This window comes from Aeromonas enteropelogenes (assembly GCF_000819845.1).
Taxonomy (GTDB): Bacteria; Pseudomonadota; Gammaproteobacteria; order Enterobacterales; family Aeromonadaceae; genus Aeromonas; species Aeromonas enteropelogenes.
In genome coordinates, this window is record NZ_CDCG01000018.1 from 314,893 (window position 1) to 333,560 (window position 18,668).

Annotated in this window: 13 protein-coding genes; all 13 read right to left on the reverse strand. The window is 55.2% G+C overall.

Annotated elements, in window-relative coordinates; translation table 11 throughout:
* Positions 1-12: 12 nt before the first annotated feature.
* Positions 13-7,599: an LPD38 domain-containing protein gene (locus BN1123_RS08170; RefSeq protein ID WP_042026331.1), complete on the reverse strand. Its 7,587-nt coding sequence runs from the start codon at positions 7,597-7,599 to the stop codon at positions 13-15.
* An 80-nt stretch (positions 7,600-7,679) separates the two neighbouring features.
* Positions 7,680-9,149 carry a hypothetical protein gene (locus BN1123_RS08175; protein WP_156130443.1) on the reverse strand — a complete coding sequence of 490 codons (1,470 nt, stop codon included), beginning with the start codon at positions 9,147-9,149 and terminating at the stop codon, positions 7,680-7,682.
* Between the two features lie 261 nt (positions 9,150-9,410).
* Positions 9,411-9,791, reverse strand: coding sequence for a hypothetical protein (locus tag BN1123_RS08185; RefSeq protein WP_042026333.1), 381 nt, complete (start codon positions 9,789-9,791; stop codon positions 9,411-9,413).
* Positions 9,792-9,802: 11 nt separating this feature from the next.
* Complete coding sequence (locus tag BN1123_RS08190) at positions 9,803-10,429, reverse strand: hypothetical protein (RefSeq protein WP_042026334.1); 627 nt, start codon at positions 10,427-10,429, stop codon at positions 9,803-9,805.
* 362 nt (positions 10,430-10,791) lie between these two features.
* Positions 10,792-12,189, reverse strand: a complete 1,398-nt coding sequence (locus BN1123_RS08200; RefSeq protein ID WP_042026338.1) for a hypothetical protein — start codon at positions 12,187-12,189, stop codon at positions 10,792-10,794.
* Positions 12,186-13,796 (reverse strand): hypothetical protein, encoded by a 1,611-nt coding sequence (locus BN1123_RS08205; RefSeq protein ID WP_042026340.1) that lies wholly within the window; start codon positions 13,794-13,796, stop codon positions 12,186-12,188. Before BN1123_RS08205 ends, BN1123_RS08200 begins: the two co-directional genes overlap by 4 nt.
* Before the next feature lie 98 nt (positions 13,797-13,894).
* On the reverse strand, positions 13,895-14,140 hold the full coding sequence (locus BN1123_RS08210; RefSeq protein ID WP_042026342.1) for a hypothetical protein: 246 nt from the start codon (positions 14,138-14,140) through the stop codon (positions 13,895-13,897).
* A gap of 8 nt (positions 14,141-14,148) precedes the next feature.
* Positions 14,149-14,649 carry a hypothetical protein gene (locus BN1123_RS08215; RefSeq protein ID WP_042026343.1) on the reverse strand — a complete coding sequence of 167 codons (501 nt, stop codon included), beginning with the start codon at positions 14,647-14,649 and terminating at the stop codon, positions 14,149-14,151.
* Positions 14,633-16,459 (reverse strand): prophage tail fiber N-terminal domain-containing protein, encoded by a 1,827-nt coding sequence (locus BN1123_RS08220; RefSeq protein ID WP_042026345.1) that lies wholly within the window; start codon positions 16,457-16,459, stop codon positions 14,633-14,635. Before BN1123_RS08220 ends, BN1123_RS08215 begins: the two co-directional genes overlap by 17 nt.
* A gap of 3 nt (positions 16,460-16,462) precedes the next feature.
* Positions 16,463-17,122 (reverse strand): phage adaptor protein, encoded by a 660-nt coding sequence (locus BN1123_RS08225; protein ID WP_082037496.1) that lies wholly within the window; start codon positions 17,120-17,122, stop codon positions 16,463-16,465.
* 9 nt (positions 17,123-17,131) lie between these two features.
* A complete protein-coding gene (locus BN1123_RS08230; RefSeq protein WP_042026347.1) occupies positions 17,132-17,764 on the reverse strand; it encodes a hypothetical protein in 633 nt (210 codons plus the stop codon).
* Positions 17,764-18,198, reverse strand: coding sequence for a hypothetical protein (locus BN1123_RS08235; protein ID WP_042026349.1), 435 nt, complete (start codon positions 18,196-18,198; stop codon positions 17,764-17,766). Before BN1123_RS08235 ends, BN1123_RS08230 begins: the two co-directional genes overlap by 1 nt.
* A 65-nt stretch (positions 18,199-18,263) precedes the next feature.
* A complete protein-coding gene (locus BN1123_RS08240; protein ID WP_042026351.1) occupies positions 18,264-18,641 on the reverse strand; it encodes a hypothetical protein in 378 nt (125 codons plus the stop codon).
* Between the last annotated feature and the right edge of the window lie 27 nt (positions 18,642-18,668).

The window sequence follows — 18,668 nt, forward strand, 5'->3', positions numbered from 1 at the left end:
GAATCAAATATATCATTCCTCCCACAACAATCTATTCTTATTTACCACCCAATAAACCAGCTCATTCCTGCGGGTCAGCAAATCATCAATTCGTATGCGTTTCTCCTCCGCATTTAAGGTCTTATCTCGCTGGGTCAGCTCGACCTTGTTCCGTAGCGCCCTTACCAGTTGCTGGGTACGACTCAAGCTTTGACGCGCCTTCAAGATGCCGCCCTGTTCCTCCAGTAACTCCTTCGCTCTGTCGATCAACCCTTCGCGGCGGTACTGATCCACTGTTCTCTTGAGTTGGTTCACCTCATTCAGCATCCGGTAAAACTCTTCCATGTGTTGCGTAGACTTGGCTGGGCCAGTCCCTCGGTACACCGCTTTCACCAACGGGATCTCGTCAGCCCTCCAGCTTGCTGACTCACCAGGCCGAGTGACACGGATTAGTCCGTCTGCGGCAGCCATCACATAGCTGCCCATGGTGCCTGTATAGCCGATCACCAAGTGCTCCAACTGCTTGGGCGAGAACCCGGTGAGCTCTCCCAACTCACGCATCAGCAAACTGGTCTGCTCGTTGTAGCGGGCCTCTGCCTGGACAGCTAGGTCCTGCTGATTCTCAATGGGTCCCCAACGGAAACTGTCGTAGTTGAATGCGGCCTCCACCATCGGTTTGACGATTTGGGGGATGGGATTGAGGGCGAAAGTATCGCCAATGGCGCGTGTTACTGCCTTCCCAAACTGAGCTCCGGTATCTTTGTCTCCCATAGCGCGAGCCATACGCTCGGGGATCGTGCCAAATAACACGCCGATCTCAAACGGCTTGGGGATCCGCCAATGCTGCTCACCAAACCAGAAGTGCCAGTTGGCATCTTTATCCCAGTCTGGTAGCGCTTCATAGCGCTCATCGTCCCAGTTCCACGTTAACAGCGCCAAGCTCGCTGCAGTGATCATCCCTGCTCGCTTCGCTATCTCGCGTGGGTTGTCGCGCAGCTCGCGGGCTAACTTGCCAAGCCCTTGTGCCCTGGCATTGAAGAATGGCAGCACCTGCACCATCACCTGCATGGCCCGCGATGCGCCTAGCATAGAGAAGTCCATCAAGTCCTTTGACTCAAAAGCAGCTTGGGCATGACTCTTGCCAGCCTTAAGCGCTGCCTCATAAACCGCCTCTCGATTGGCATTTTCCAACGCCTCTCCCCACCGTCGATAATGGTCCCACACATCAGCCACAATCCCTTTTGCTTGGACGGCATTGTGGACAATCGACCTTTCATATTTGGTGATCTGCTCCGGAGTCATCCCTTTACGACGCAACGATTTACGAACAGCATCGGCCATTGCTCCCGGCTCAGTGCCGTTGACATAGCCGCCCAGAAAGCTGGCACCACTGAACATCACATCCAGTGTGCTTCCCTTCGTGGTCAAGGTTTTATTCACTCCCTTGATTGAGTCGATTAATGGCTTGAAACCGTCTTTGCTGATCGCCCAGCTCGATACTGAATCACGCAAGAAGTTGCGCAACATGAACTCCGGTGATGCAGTCACCCCGGCTGTTAGCAGTCGTTTGGCCTTGGCTGCCATGTTAACCATGGTCCCGAACGGCTGACGGTCGAAGAAGGTCATTGCCCGATAGAGGTCGGGGTCATTCACTCGGATCATGTAATCCTCTCCCTCCAGCTTGACGGTGATCAGACCCTTACCATTCTTGAGCTTCCGCCAATCCATTCTGTTCGGTGTGGGCACGACTTCGATGATGCCGGAGTCAGCCAGATTCCAGACTGTCTTTTGTGCCGCCATGTTTTTCATCGAAGCATCAATTAGCTTGCTGGTACCAGCGAAAATGTTCTCGAGCAAGTCGTGAGTGTTGGCCTTGCCCCCTTTGAGTTTCTTGATGCCAGCATTCTGGTTGGCAATCCCTTTCACCTTGAAGGGAGCTAGCACATCACCATCCTCCGACTCACGGAAAAACGGGATATACCACTCGCTTTCGAACTCGGCACGCGCTTCCGGAGTAAAGAGTCCAGCCTCTTGAGCCAAATCCAGTGTGGCGGCATTAAGCCGGTTCCAACGCGCCTTGGCATGCGTAAACATGGCTTCTTTGCCCTTACCAAGGGCTTTCAGTACACTGATATCCTGCTTGCTCAACAAATTCTCGCGCCCCTGCTCCATCAGCATTTCAGCCCGGTGTCCGGCCATCCACCCCAACCAGTTATGCAGGTCATTCCCAAGGTCAGAAAAAATGCCCAATAGGGCATCTTTTTCGTCGGTACCTGCTTTTCGCTGGATCACTCCATCCTTCCACTCCGGCAAACCATAAAGCATGGTTGCTTGCATCGTGGAAGCCGCCCCGGTTGCCATCCGAGCTGCGATGTACCCAGACTCAGTAGCGTCACTAATGCCTGCTACATCTTCTGCATACTTGATGGGGGCAAGCGCATCTAGCACTTCGGTGTTGGCTTTCTTGATGAAACGATTGAGCCATGACGAGAGCATTCCGCGATCGACTGAACGCAGCTTGGCAAGGTTGGCTTTGGTTGTATCGATGATGTCGGAGTGGGGGCCTAGGCTGAGTTTCTCCAGTGCCACGTCAGTAGCCATATTGGACTGGCTAAACCACTGACTATCACGGCCGCTCGATAAGACCCTGCCCTCCCCCTCCAATTTTTTACCCAACGCCTCGATCATGGTGCGGACTTCAGCAGCTTTGATACCTTCCGGCACAAACCCCACGGCACGCAAAGCCTGGGTGACCCAGCTTACTACTTTGTCCCAGCCACGGCGCCAGGCACTTTGTTCCAGCTCGGCCAAATGAGCGATGATCTCTACGGCCTGTACGCCGACATCTTCATCGGCGTAATTGGAGCTCACCCAATCCCATACGTCCTTCATACTGGGCTCAGCCTTGGACTGGATCACTCGACTGATTAGTTTGGTGTACTCTCCACCGCCAAGCACATTGGCTAGCCCATAATGGGCTATTACCTCATGGCGCAAGATCTCACGTAGACGCTTGGGATTGGCAACCGTATCAGCAGCCACATGCAGCGTCGCTGTATCACCATCAAATACCGCACGCCGGAGCAAACCTGGTTGAGTATCAAGCCCCACTACCAGCTCCAGATCATCCTGAGTGGCGTGGATCTGAACATTGATACCCCGAGCCCCTTGGTACCGCTTGAACCACTCACGGATAACCAAGTCAGCCTCTTTGCTGGTCAGGTGCTGAACAGGTTTCACGCCTTCCGCAATGGCTTGCTTGGAAAACAGGATGCGACGTTCCCCTTCTTCTCGCTCTTCAATCGTGTTGAAGAACTGGTCGAAACCGGAACGGATTGCCGGAATTTCCCCCGCCGTAGGATAGGGATAACTCCTATCCAGACGAATTCCCAAGGAGGCCTCAGCATCCCAGGCGGCTTCACTGACAATGTTGGCCAGGTAATCATTGCTGGCCCCCTGGTCTTGCAGCTTGGCTATCAGATAGGATTCAAACGCTCGAGCACTCAACTCTCGGTCAGTCGTCCAATAAGCCTTGCTGCGCTTGTCATCCAGTTTGCGTGAACGTTCTTTGAGAGCGGTTTGTTTGATGACTCGGTTGACGATACCGAATGCCTCGATCATCTCTCGACGCACCGCGCCACGATGGATAAACGAGCTTTCTCTGGCAGCCAGCGAGACATCTCGAGCCTCAGTCATCATCCCGCTCGGTTCCTCTCTCATCCTGGCAAAGTAGCTATCCAAAGCGTGCCACCACTCGTGACCCAATGAGCCGGCACCCTTCATCTTGGTCAGATTGATCACCACTTTGCCGGGTTCATAATGCGCTGCAGCTGGGCTAACTCCGCCTGAGCCTCTGGCACCAAAGGCCAAGCCCAGTTCACCATTGAGTGACAAGGCCTTGGGAGAAATGCCCAGTACCGCAGCCATGTCCATCAACGCATCGTAAGCATCATTTAGGTCTCGTTGACGGCGACGCTGCTCGACCCAGTTACCAAACTCCACCCCGCGAAAACCGAAAGCCTGGCCAAATAGTGCTGGCGTAACATTCGCCCCACCGCGCATGTCCTCGCCTACTCGAGGTTGATTGATATCTCGGCGTTCATGCGGGATCTTCTTAGCCTTTTCCAGCTTGCTGATCAGCTCGTCATAGTGGTCATCCCGATATTTCCTGGCGTCATTAGCACGCTCAAATGCCTCTGTCAGATCCAGGTGATTGCGGCCGATTTTTTTACCTACTATCCAGCCTTGGCCATGCCGACTATAAATGTCGAACGAGATGGCTCTTGGCTTACTCACCTCTTGTGTCAACTGATCGTATTGACGTTTGAACTCAGCAATCACCTCTGCCTTGTTTGATCCAGATGCAATAGTGCGTGGCCAGCCGCAAAAGACGTTCGACCGGGAGGCTCTACGAATGGTCCAAATCCGCTTGGGCGGATCGTATTTCACACCATCGTAAAGGCTGTAGCTGCCGACGCTGAGCTCGAGATCCGCCAGGCTGCGTCGGTGACCGACAGCCTGGTACAGCTCTGCTCTGTTTTGAATAGCATGGGCACTGCGCAAGTTGGCGTTTGACATCTCTTGTTTCGCCGTATCGATATCAACAGCGCCATCCATCAGACCCAGGGACAGGTCGCGCAGCAACTCCACTGCCTGTGCCCAGTTGCGAACCTTGTAGCTAACTCGAGGTTTAGCGGGGATGGCATCGCGTGCAGCCCTGGCAATGGCCACCGCATCGCGATCGACCCCAGCCTCAAGCAACTTGTCGTAGTCAGGCGCTGGCCATGCTTTGGATAAGGGCAACGCCTTGATCTGCTCGGTCGTCGCTCCTTCGATGGTGTCACGGTAAGCTGACCAAGTATCTTTGCGCGCCCCACCAATCTTCTCGCCAAAATCAGCTATCTTGTTCTGTCGCTCACTTCTACCCACGGAAACAGGTTTGGTAGTACCACCGTCATTGAGCCACCGCTTGAATGTGTCGAGCGTCATGGCCTTGATAGCGCCCAACCCCTGCCAGCCGTTCTCGTAGCTGGCCAGGTAACCAGCACGTGCTGCGGCTTCGTCGGCAAAGCCCAGCATCACCTTGTGCTCGTCAAACGCACCGGACCTGGGATCAATCTGATCCACCACAAAGACGGTCTCGCTATCAGGCTGATCACCAATAAACACATCCACTTGATCACCATCAGTGCCGGATGTTCGTTTGATATAGCCGTAGTCATGTGCCAGGGTCGATTGCCACGTTCTTCCGTCCTGATCAGTGCCTGTACGAGTGGAGCCCTTGGTGTTTTCAAGCGTGATGTCGAGACCCTGCAGCGTAATGTGGCCCTTCTTGTAGTTGCCGGCCTCTTTCTGCGCCTCAGTAGGGGCTGGCGCCACCTCAGCACGAGCAGCGAATTGGCGCACCTTGCCAGCTGATAGCTTGGCCACGATCAGCCCGCCCTTGCCGGGTATCACCTTCACACCATTGTTCCTGGCCCACTGTTTGATGAGTGGCAACTCTCCTTGCAAGGTGATGGTGCCATCAGGGTTATCAATGGCTTCTGCCCAAGGCGTCGTCACAGGGATTGGCTCAGGTTTCGTCACCTCAGAAACAGCAACCCCGGCATCAGTGGCCGGGGTTGTCAGTGTCTGGTCATCACGCTGCAGTCCAGTTGGTACAGGTACAGGAGGAGCGAGATTTCTTTGATCTCCGCTTCCAGTTCGGCTGGCGAGCTCGGTAGAGGCTGGTCCAGCACCCTCTGCAGCTGGTTGGCCTGCGCCAAGCTGATCACCTGGTCGTTCACCGCCGATTGCAGATATCTGGACAGGCTGGTCATGGGCCACCTCGAGTTGTTCATTGGAATGGAGGACATCACGGTAAACGGTATCGACTGCTGGTGTGAATTGCTGTGTCTGAGCGACATTGGGCTGATCAGCTTTGACTCGCTCAACCTCGGCGATTTCGGCAACGCCAAAGCCGCCGCCATTAAGGGGGACCGGCACCTCCATGTCCTTTCGGCTAGCAAGCAGGGCCTCCTTCATACTGGCGAATGGCTTACCTCGTTTAGTAACGCGAAGTGAGTTGAGTGGACCAATCCTCGCCGCTATAGGCGATACAGGAGCCTGAACCTCTTCCTCTCCCATTGGCACAGGTTCTGCGACACCTTCCGGCTGTTGGTTTTTTGCTTGAGCCAGCAACTCATCTACTGTCGGGGCTGTAGCCTCAGCGAGCGCCTCCTGCACCTCACTATTCTCAGCCATCCCCTTGAAGCGTTCTGCGGTATCATCTTGCCGGAGGTAGGCAGGCACATCGCGCAACTCATCAAATTGGCTATGACTGGGCCCCAAGGGAGATTGTTTTACCTCAGGTTCTGCCGCCGGTTCCGGCATGGCGCCTTTGGGGCCAGGCTGTGCCGGCGTTGGCTGGTTAGCCTCAGATGCCAACTCATCCTGGGCAGCAATATCATCACTGCGCAGGCCCGCGATCCCACCTGTTGCGCCACCAACACCAGCGCCAATCAAACCACCTTCGAGCGCCGCAGGGACAACCCCTTGATAAGGGTCGAAGACAGCACCGGTCACGTCACTCAGGGCTTCATTCACGCTGAGCTGTTGGGTACCTTCTTCAATAGCCTCACTGCCGCCCTCCCCGACAGCCCCTTTGACCACTTTTCTGAGCATGCCTCCACCAACCGCCTTGCCGGCCAGCATCTTGAAGAGCATGGTGTCCCCCATCAGGGTTCCTACAGCTGCAGCCCCCCAGGTCTTGGCATCTCCCATGGTGGCCTGACTAGCCAGATTGGCGGTTTCTTCACGCGCCATCTGCAATTTCTCGCTATCACTGAATTGTGCTGACCGCTGATCTGTGTCGATTCGTCGGAAGGCATCACGGAAAGTGGTACTGTTACTCAGTTCATCAAAGCTCATCCCCAGTACCGCATCCCGGGCATTCGTACCCGCTGAGCCTACCGAACCGGTCATCCCCGTGGTCACTGCCGCCCCGGTGGCCAAACGTGAGACCGTTTTGGATGCTACCAACTCAGCCACCTCTTGGGTGACACCACGCTTCATCATGGAAGTGGTGACCATCCTGCCAACCGTGGCCTTGGCAGCCAAACCAGTAATACCGCCGCTGGCGAGCGTCGGCAAAAGCGAGCCAATACCATTGGCCATCTTCATCGCCCAAACATCAATGTCCCCTGCTCCCTCTCCCCATACCGTGCGGCCTGAAGGAGATTCACTTACCAACGAACGCCCTAGCGCTTCCTTGGCATCATCACTCATTCCCGCCTTAAGGCTATCTGCGCCGGATTGAGCAAGCTCACCAATACCAGCCACAGCGTTCATCACTGGGGCTAACTTGTTCGCCATGCTGGCCCGCACATTTTGCAGGTACTCACCCTGATCTTTACCGGCATTCAAACGACCATAGTTGCCCGCCTGGCGAGCCAACTCGCCGATACCGCCGATCAGTTCCAACCCTCCAGCCCCAGTTGCGCGAGCCACATCAATAAGCCCTACATCCAAATTGCGCGGCGGTACGGGAGAAGCCAATCCTGATTCAAGGCTGTCCCAGAACTCATCCATGCGTGAATCGCTCTGCTGTGCTGTTGGCAACATGGTGGTGGTCTTATCCATGGCGTCCTCAAGAATGGAACAAGAAAAGCCCCGACCAGCGAACCAATCAGGGCTTGGCGAAACGGATCATTGAACTGCTTTTATTTGGCCATAGCCTGATATGCAGCAAGGCTATCTGGAGATTTGTTAAGAGCCTTGGTTGATTTGAACGGATTAATCAACGCCTTCAACGCAGCTTTCTCTGCAGCACGTGGATCGTGTTTGGCTGTCTTAGACACATCGCCATCACGAAGCGCATTGGCTGTTTGGCTGTCCTGGCGAAGTGTTTTCCATTCACCATAGATACGGTCGAGCTGGCCCAGATCCACATTGTCGGAGATCTTCATCCCCCTCAAGGCAGCTTCCCGTAAGAACTCATGACGTAGGCTTTCCTCACTCGCCCACTGATTGAGTCGCGAACGGTCTGGAGAGTCAGGTTCGGGGGCTGCTGACTGGCGAGTCTCCACACCGAAGACATCACGTAACCCCTGCGTTTGCTGTTTGGCTGCCTTACGCTCTGCTGCGATGGCAACCTCCTTCTCCTCCTGACTCAGCATGCTGTCTTGCCGGATCTGGCCAATGGCCTTTTCCGTATCGACTTGCACTTTGACCACGGCCTGACGGTACCCCTTCAAATCGGCACCCGGCACTAACCCAAGGCTGGTCCGAATGCTGTCAGTGTTGGTCATCATTTCCCTCGAGATGACCGCCCGCTTATATCCGGTCCCTATCCAGTCACTGATCGGGAGCACCTTAGGTTGATCATCCTCACGGGCAGTCCGGTTCTCCGTCACCGGCCGCAGTGCCGTTGAACCATCGTCATAGGTCACCTTAACCCCCAATACCACGCCAGCTCCATCTGGCGTCACCATGATGGAACCCAGCGCCTTGTCTTTGATGCGCTTGCCTGTGTTAGGGTCGATGTCACCGACCCCAGTCTTGATTTCATCCTCATAAAGGATGCCGGCCGATCCGAGCAGTTCCGGGTTGTTAATCCGCCTAACCCCCTCTTCACTGTTCCAATCCAGCTTGCCGCTCTCGACATCACGCATCAGTGCCCCGACCTGGGTCACAAAGGTCTTGCCAGCAGCAAGTCGCTCCTTCCCCTCATCGCCGATATACCTTGACGGGTTGTATTGCCCCGCACGCGGATCACTCACCGCCTCCAGGAAGGCATCGCTGACCCTTTTCCCGTCAGCAATATCCTGCCAACCCTGCTGAAATATCGGCATGTGTTCCTCTTGAAAGGCTTGTTTGTCGCGCTGTGCCTTAAGCCACTCGTACTCATCTTCGGCTCTGGCATCGGCTCTGGCACCTCTAGCAATGGAAGCTCGCGCCTGCTCTTCATACAACCCATCCCTGTGAGCCTCACGTTCCTCCTGTTTGCGATCTCGCTCTCTGGCATAAGATCTCTCGTCGGAGTAGCGTTCATCAGCCTCGCGCTGACGATTCAGCGTGTTTTGCCACATGGTATCCCGCAAACCTATCGCCTTATCCAGGCGTTCGTCCTCTTTCTGGCCACGTTGATACCGGTCCATGATGTTGAAACCAGCCAGAAAACCTTCTGCCAACCCCCTCACTGCCATATCTTGCCCCCTAGAAAAGGCTGGCCAATGCGCCAAGCCCGGCGCCAATCACCGTCCCTATCCCCGGCATCACCATTGTGCCCACGGCGGCACCAGTACCGATGTTGGTCATGGTTTGTCCCCTCTGTTGTGACCTGAGGCGCTTGTTCAGTGCTTCGCGCTGATCATCCAGTTGTGCCGACTCCTGCAGTCCCTGCAATGCCTGCCGCCGCGTCTGCGCACCTATATCGATTAGGCCATATCCCATCACCGCCCCCCACCCACTTTGATAGCCTCACGTAGCCCAGCGTCAGCACCGGTCATGATGCCCATCTGCCGCTCTTTCTCCTGTTCACGCAGGCCCTGCTCAGTCCCCACGGTCATCAAGGCCATCCGTAACCCCTGGCTGTTATCGCCGACCAGCTGCGCCGTATTGATCCCCATGCGGGCATTACGGTTGGCAGTCGCCTGCTGAGCAGCCCGCAAGGCGTTAGCGTTGTTAGTTGGCACACGATTCAACTGCTCTTGCAGCAACTGCCCAGTGGTCGCCAGCCCCATCAGTTCCTTTTGTTTCGGGTAAAACCGGTTCAACCAATCTTGGTATTGTTCCCGGGTGATCCTGGCGAACGTATCAGCGGCGTATCCCATGGCATCTCTCCTCAGTAACCTTTGCCCTGAAGCACGCTGGCGATGGGACTGATCTTCTCTTTGGATGCCCCAGGGTTCGCCCGTGCCATGCCATAGGCCGCAGCAGTCCCTCCCGCAGCACCAATCAGCCCGAGTGCCGCCTGCTTCTCATCAAACTCGCTCTGGGCATCGCCAGCGGCCTTCTGCAAGCTGATGTTGGCCAGATTGCGATACCCGGCCAACGCCTCGGCCTTTTGTCCCTGCCCGATTGAAGCCACGTCTACGAGACCGGCCACATACTTGTCCTGCTGGCTCGATTGCACCCGATTGGTTGTATCTGTTTGACTCAACGCCTGGTCTGTTTCGATCTCTGCCATCGCGTCCTGATACTTACCGCTGGTTGGATCCACCCTGTTCGCGGCCATCGCATCGGCTAGCCCGGTGCGTGCTTCACCAAAACTCTGTGCGGTTGCCAGCGCCGCCGTACCGGCCAGCTTGTCGTGAGCATCCTGGCTGTTGAGATCATCCACTTTGTCGATGAACAGGTCTTCGTACTGCTGCAGATCCCCCTTGTAGAGGTTCCATTGATTCATGGCGACCTCAGCCAGGGCTTTCTGCGCCTCGGTTTCCTTCACTTCATTGGAACCACCTTTGCCCATTTCACTGCCTCACAAATCCAGCTGAAATACCAATAAGCCCTCGGTATCGTCAGGCTGACGAACCCATCCCATTTTGGGCGCAACCCGAAGCCAACCACGACGGCGAGAGTGGAAGCGTAACCAACGTGCCCCAATCAAACGGGCCAGTCGCTTTACCTCCGGCAAGTGCCGCTTCGGCGCGCCCCCTTCCCCCCAGCCCACCCAGACCAATACCCCTGTGACGCCCTCCTCAACCAACGGTTTGAGCACAAAGCCGTCTACTCCACGCACAAACAAAAACGCCACCCTGTTACGGATAGCGTCTTGTACTTCACTCGTTAAATCGGGAGTCCCTATATCCTCAGCAATTCGATGCAGTGGTGTCATGTCAAATTACCAATGCGATACATGATCAAAGCGATGATTGGCCAGTTTACGGGGTTAGGTACCTTGTTAAAACCAGGGATAACGACAGTAGAAAATGCCCCGCTGTTAGCAAGAAAGAAGGTCAAAATTAGCTCAATACTGCCAGTGAAATTGGCGGGAAGCGTGACGGAAAAATTTCTGACGCCAAACTCAAAATAGCTGATATCACCATTATTCAACCTGTAACCAAACCTGGCGTAGGAACCGCTGGGCTGGTTTGGGTGTATCGGTAGACCTTCTTGCACAAATACGGGCACAACCCCGTCAATAAACAAGATATCTGCAGGGCGAATACTGGGTTCACTAATATTGAACGTGGCTAACGTGACCGTTTGTTCGTTAATTGGACTATCAAACCTGTATTGGTTACAGGGTTTGGTAACTGCCTGAGCGATACCTCCGATGATTTTATCCGCATAGGTCACGCCCTTCACAACACAGTCTTCTTCCACCGTGCAGTTACCGACTGTCATGTTCTTAAGGTATCCCCCTTCAGCCTGGAGCCGATTGCTGTAGATATTTCCATCGGCATAGATGATGGTATTCCAGCCTGCCCCCCAGCCGGAATAGGGTCCTCCTTTGCCAAACCCTGCTGACCCTCCCGCCATAAAGGCGTTACCCATATCAAACTGCCCGCCTGTAATGAGCGGTGCGCTGATGCTCACCCCCGCCTTGATAGAGTCGGCTGTAATTTTCTCGGAATGGATGATCTGAATGGTCGCAGCCTTGATCACGGCTTCACGAATGGCCACCTTTCCCTCATCGGTGACCCCGAAGATGATCTCTTTCTCGGCAGGCTTCGCCGGGTTATAGATGGCAAAACGTGAGGCAGAAGCAATGATCTCATCCACGTCTGGGCTGGTGCTTGTCTTTAAGCCAGCAGTGCTGCTCAAGGGGCCGGCCAGGCCATTCTTGTTGATGAATCGGACCCAGTAAAAGGCCTCAAACCCTTTCCCCACCGTGTCAGCGTAGACATTGGTCAGCGTAGTGCCGACAGCTATCGCATTGGCAGGGTTATCCACTTCTGCCCGCAATATTTCGGCGTAAGCGTGCCCTCGGTAGGCGGGGATATCCCACGTCAACGTAACGGTGTGAAATGCCCCTGTTGCGGTGACATTCGTCGGCGAGACGGGCGGCTGAACACCTGACCACTCGGGATCCGTCGGTGGAACCGTTGGTAACTCCGGCTCAATCACGCCACTGCTCGAGCGGCGTAGATTGAGTATGCCAAAGGCGGCGGCGTCTCGTAGCGTCAGCGCCTTATCAAGGCGATCTCCCTTCTGGCCGGTCAGGATCTGCATGTTTTCAGTCAACCCCAGTGGGGTATTACTGGCACGAAACGTCGGCTTCTTCATGATGCGGATACCTCCGCAATACTCCCACCCAGGGTGATCCGTTCGACCGACGCGGTTCCGTATACCTCAATTTGCCACCGTCGGCCCCGTACGGGGGGTAACCTGAATGCCGTCGCAGGCACGCTGCCAGGCGCCAGCTCAAACACCTTCACGCCATCCACCAAGAGCACAAAGCCGACCAGGGCCAATTGCTCTCCCATCAGGTGAGCGGCTGCCAGACGTACCCCAGGTGGCAGAATAAATACCTTGGAGCGCCAACGTAGGGAAAGTGGCGTCACCTCCGCATGCCACTGGAACACCTGATTGCCCTTGGCCAGTATCAACGCATCGCGCTGCATATCCGACACGGCCGCATCCCAGCGACCAGAGAGCCAGCGTAGATCTCCTGATTTGGGGTCGAACACAAACCCATGGGTATCGGTCAGGGCAACATACTTCCCTTCGCTGTACCAGGCTCTCAAGCTGTCAGGCCCCAACGCTTGCCACTGCGAGCGGGTGATCATCTTCTCGGTCACCAAATGCCCCCCATCGGCCCCAACCCCAACCAACCCATCCGGGGAGGCATAAAGCACCAGGCCATCCAGCGCCACCATGGACCGCGCATTGATACATGCTTGCTGCAGCGACGATAGCTTCTGACCCGTGATGGCAGACGGTGACACCCCTTGAAACAGATAGGGGTAACCCTTGGTTCCCACCACCAGAGCCGTGTCGATAGCTGCTATCGCCACAATGTCATGCTCAGTCGTCAGCTTGTACTTATCCGGCCAGGCATAGGGTAAGAAGGGTTCTGAAAACAGCACCGCATTGTCGAGAAACCCAGCGCAGATCCCATTAGCCATCTGACAAATTCCCCGCATGGCATTAGGCGGCATGGCGTAATCAAAGGTCTCGAGCGGGGGGCCCAGCTCCTCTTCTTTCTTGCTATCACTGTGGGTCACAGTCGCAATGGGAAGATCCGCAGCCAGCAGGAAATCCGCTATCCCGCCCCCCGCCACAGAGCGGTAAAGGCGTCGCCGAGTGATATTGCTGTTGTTGGTCGGAACGGGAGAAAGCGCAACGACGACTGTCGAGCCAGGAACAGTGATGGTGATCTTGCCGCTGGCTGGACCTGGCGCCCCCTCTTCGCCCACTGCGGTCACATAGGTTTCGACATAGAACCGAGTCTCGTCATCCGTAGGATCATCATCCTTCGCTTCAGACGGAGGGGTAATGGACTGCATATTGGGAGGGGTAGCCGGCGCAGGCACACCGAGGCGATACCATGAAGTTGGCTTGGTGCTGCCACCGGTGGCAATCGTGTCATAGGTCAGCTTGGGGAAGTCACTGTCGGTAAAGTAAACCCGGTTGTACTGATCCTGTGCGATAGGCGATCGCATTACTTCCACCAGCTTATCCCAGGTAAACCAGTGCTCCCCGTAATAGTGAAACAGCGTCACGGGAACCATCGGCAGCGTCATACCAACTGGCTTGTCACCCATCAACGGCGCCACGACCCCACGATCAAAATGACAATCCTGTGCCAGGATGGCCGCCTCGTCTGGCAATAGATGATCTGCCACACGCGGCACCATACCGCGCATGGTCACGATGTCGATCAGTGGCATGAGGCTTCTTCTCTGAACTCTGAGATGAAAAATCCGCTCGATAGCACAGGGCCAAGTGACCGTGATATCAAACTAATGGTTGTTAATGGCGAGCAAGTTCACCAGGCATTACGCAGCGGGACTTTGCGCTCGTCGTATTCAATGCAGTCCCGGCAGTGTGTAGGGTTCCGCATGATGAAGTTGATGACTTTCTCTAGCCTTAACGCCCATGCTTTACCCTGTTTAGCGTTGTAACCTACATTGCCAGAGAGGGTTTCGTCAGGCCGGCCTCCCAACAAGGTATTACCAAGCTGATCTATGGCGACCATCACGCGAAAGAGGTATCGGGATACACTGTTGTTCATATAGCGCCTCAAGAAGCACGGAAACTTTTAACAGTAACGAACATCGTTTCAACCACGGTCTCTTTTGAAATGAAGTCTATGGCTACTGTAATGGCCTTATCCCCAGGTAAATCCGGGGCAAGACATCCGACGCCTCGTTTTGTTTCATCTGGACTAAATGCGACGTTGCTCTCTGCCCCGGAAAAAATCATCGTCCCGTCATCACCTCCCCCTGTGTAACGGATCCTGATCTGGCACATGCCTCTAGTGATCTGAATATCGGAGATACCTGTTCCACCGGCCCAGATGTCATTAGCTGAACGCCAGAAATAAAGCATCCCATCCTCATTTTCTCCAATAGGGCTGCCAGGTTCCCCGATAATTGAGACAAATGCGGATTTGCCAGCAAGGTCTCCGACAAGCCCGGGCGTTGGCAAGTAGGCTTTTTTGAGGATGTTGGAAGCCCACCCATTGCCTTCAAATTCGCTGTTGGCTTGGGATAACCAGAAGGGTTTATTGGGGACGGCCATGAAGCGCTTCCACTTTTCTGTCCAGCTCCTTGATGGCCTCAAGAATCAGCGCGATGACCCCTGCATACGCCAGGGACAGATAGCCATCCTCATTGAGATAAACAGATTCAGGTTGAACCACCATCACGTCCTGGGCGATCAAACCTGCCTCCCGCTTCCCTGCCTTGTCATAGAGCTGCCCTGTGATCAACTTGACCTTGTCCAGGGCACCGGTGATCGGTTCTAAATTTTGCTTGAGACGAAGATCTGAGCGGATGTAGACATCAGCAAAGCTCCCGTTGCCCTCAACATAGATGCCGCCAGCGGTAGCGATGGCGTTCTCCTCCGTGTTGGCAACATAGAACTTCTTGCCGTTGTACGTGCGCACCCACGCCGTATCCGTCATGTGAATGCCGCCGCCGTAACTGGCGTTAAACCAGCCGGTTTGGCCAGTGGTCCGAATCCAGTTGCTCAAGGTGACAGTGCCATAATGGCCACCATCCGCCATGTAAGCATGGGTATGGTTCGCCGCAGCCAGATCAGGTTTGTCAGTTACCTCACCCCAAGCAGGCCAACGGGACGCATAGGAAGGCACTTCAGACAGTTGAGACCAGGGATGACTGTGTTCAGAGGGGGGCATCGTCACTGGTTTGTTCGTGATCTCTTCCCACCCCGGAGCCCAGCTGGCGGGTCTGGCCCCGACATCCACCGCACCAAGCACCACCGCCCCATTCATGCCGTTGACCGACACCACCGCATCGGTACCATCAATCTTGAACCAGCTGGCCGTCGCCGGGTCCCAGTGCAGGTAATCGCCAGCCAGGTAACTCACCGCACCGATCACACCGTCATGGGATATCCGATAAAATGGGATCCCCTGATTAGCCAGCGGGGCCGGCGGTGCGCCGGCAGCCGCATTCCAGCCGCCCAACCACACCAGCTGCGAGGTGATGGCCTTGGCCCATTTTTGTGCCTGCAGCGCCCAGTGCAGCGCCGAAAACTCACCGGGACGCCCTTTGACATCGCTATTTTCGGGCGTCTGAGCCCATGCTTCAGCCATCCCCTCTGCCGAACTCGCACGTTGCGCACTGTTACCAGCATGAGCTTGGTCTTGCGCCGTTTGACTGGCTTTTTCACTGGCAGTATCTGCTGCGGCCCGGGATTGAGCCGTTTTCGCAACCACCACATCGTGCATTTCTTTAACGGATGACAGGGCACTGGCGACAGACGTGGATTGTTGAGCAACATCCGTCGCGGATTTTGTTACTTCTGCCGACTGTGCAGCAATCCGAGTTGCATGATCAGCGACTTCTTTAGCGTGTTGATCTATTGTCGTCGCTTTCTCTGTTACCCCCTTTTCAGCATTGCCTGCGTTCAAAGCAGATGACGCAGCTGCCGTCGCCTGTTCAGTCGCAGTACGACTCGCGAGCCCAGTCGCAATCACATCTTTACCCGTTTGCTGCTTATCACTCGCTGCACTGTTTGCAGCCGATTCGGCTCGGTTCATCGCCTCAATCGCCTTTTCAAGCAGCGGAGGCGTCAAGTTAATACCGTTATCAACCAGGATACTGTTCAACGGACCTTCATGACTTTGTGCCGTCACGCTACCAATGCCTAAATAATCCATGTCACCACACAGGTCATTCTGGCTATAAACATCGTAGGTACCGATGGCGAGTTGGAAACGGTATTCGCCAGTGGGATCGCATTTGAAGGTCAGCACTGAGCCCATCAGCACTTCATTGGTGGTGTTGAGTGCTCGCAACTCAATAAGCGCCCCGGGCACTGGTTTACCAGTCGGGTCGGCGATCACACCGTTCATCTGGATCATGAGTTACCCCTGGTTGGTCTGAAATTTTTTATCTCGAATGGATACCAGTGTGCCGTCGGTCTCGATTTTGATACCGAGATACTCGGCAAACGCCTTGAGGTGTAGCTGGCTTCGGACAGAATTAGCCGTTTGTTCGGAGTCACGCATATAGGCGCGATAGATGATCCAGTCCATGCATGGCGTCAGGAAGGTGTCATCTACCTGCAGTGGCTTGCCGGTATCGTGTTCAGTGAGCGTGACAGGAGGCGGTAAAATACTCAGCACGAGATCAATTTTCACACCCGCCGCCACGCCGGGATAAAGCCAGAAGGTCCGTGGGTTGGTGGGCTCATATAAGTAGGCTTCTGCTTCACTGGCCCCCACCCCCATCATCCACTCGGGATCCAGGTCATCCAGAACCCCTCGCTCAAAAAAGCGGATCTTGCGCCCACCCGTGTTGCGCTCTACCTCTATCAGCTTGATACCGCCAGCGGGAATGGGCTGGCGAGTCCCCGCCACACAGATGAAGGTGAGCGTTTGGGCAAAAATATCAGGGCGATAGTTGGCGATTGCCGCAATGGCACTGTTGTAGTAACTCAGCAATGCGTCCAGGGGCCAACTCACTCGTTCCTTGTCAGTCAGTTCGATTGAGACACGTTCCAGCAGTGATTTGATCGTGCTCACACTCTCACCTCAGTAAAAGGTCCTGCGCCGATGTGAAGGGTTGAGCGGCCTGGCATTCGCGGTTTGTTCGAGTCGAAAGCGGAAGGCCTCTCTGACCGCCTCGTTAAACCTTAACTGGTTGAGTTGGGCAAGTTCGAGGTTGGTCCATGGTTTGCCAGGCTGGCACTGCAATATCGCAGCCGTCCCATCAGCGATAGCCTCGGCATAATCCTCAACCAATGCCGCCGGGATCAACGTCGCCGTTGGCAGGGATTCGATCGCACCGACAATGCAGATGTCCTGAAGGGATACCAGAAACCTGATCGATTCAGCCGATTGAACATGATAGTGCTCGCCAGCCGTCAGGAGCTGCTCTCCTGCGGTAATACGATGGATCACCGCACCAGTAACTTGCGGTTCATGAGCAGACTGACGAGCCTGACGGTTGATGCTGCAGGCCTTGGCAAAACTCACCGTCTGCCCCTCCAGCACCTGATCAAAGCGTCGCTCCAGGTGGATCAAGGCGCTTCGCTTGCAAAAGTCGATTGCGGTACGGATAAGTGCCTGGCGAATGATGCTGTCCAGCGGACCGGATACCCGCTGACGAACCAACGAGATTAGCGGTGCAGGATCCACCAACCGGTTGTCCAGCACAGCCCTCATTACTCACCACCCTGTTGCGCGCGCAGGGCATCGCGGACTCGAACACGAAACTCATCCACACGCTCATTGGAGCCCTGTTTCATGTCGAGTAGGTACTTCTCTGCCACCGTCGCCAATTGCGCCGATGTCATTTTGGCCAGATCCAGCCCCAGATGGACGACAACCATGCTTTGCTCGGCTGCCATTCGTAAAGCATCTTCATGGGCACGCACGGCCTCTTCGGCTGCGGCCTTTGCAGAAGCCGCTTGCGCGGCCAGTACGTCCTCCCGTTCCTCACCTCGACGCCACACAGTCGGAAACGCCAAAAGTTGCATGGCAATGTGGCTCTCTACATCCACCAGCTCATGACGAGGGAATACCAAGTGGGAACCAGTGACGGTGTCTTTTTTCATCGGCTTATCGCCGATATAGACAATTGCGATCTTATCGCTCACAGCTTTATCTCCTGTCAGGCAAAAGAAAAGCCCGGCTTGTGCCGGGCCTTGTGGCTGAGACAACCTTACAAATTGCCCACCACCTCATAGAGCAACTTGAGCTTCACTGTACCTGTCGCAGCACCGCCACTGATGGTTAGCGAGATACCCTCTCTTTCCTGAGTCATCACATCATCCACCGGGATGATGCTGTAAATTGCTGCAGCGGAGTTAAGCGCATTGATGATAATGGTTCCGCCCACTTTCACCGTCAGCTTGGTGTTGGCACCAAGTGCCGTGGTGATAAGGGAAACCCCTATCACCTTGATGTTTGGCTCTACCGGTTCATCAAACATAACTACCGCTTCTGCTGGCAGCGCTGTAAGGGTGACCATCAGCGACGGAGAGGTTGAGAGGTTGCCGAACGTGCCGTTGAACCAGCGGCGTAGGCTGTTTGTTGCCATGAGAGTGCCCTCTTTCTGTCATAACGA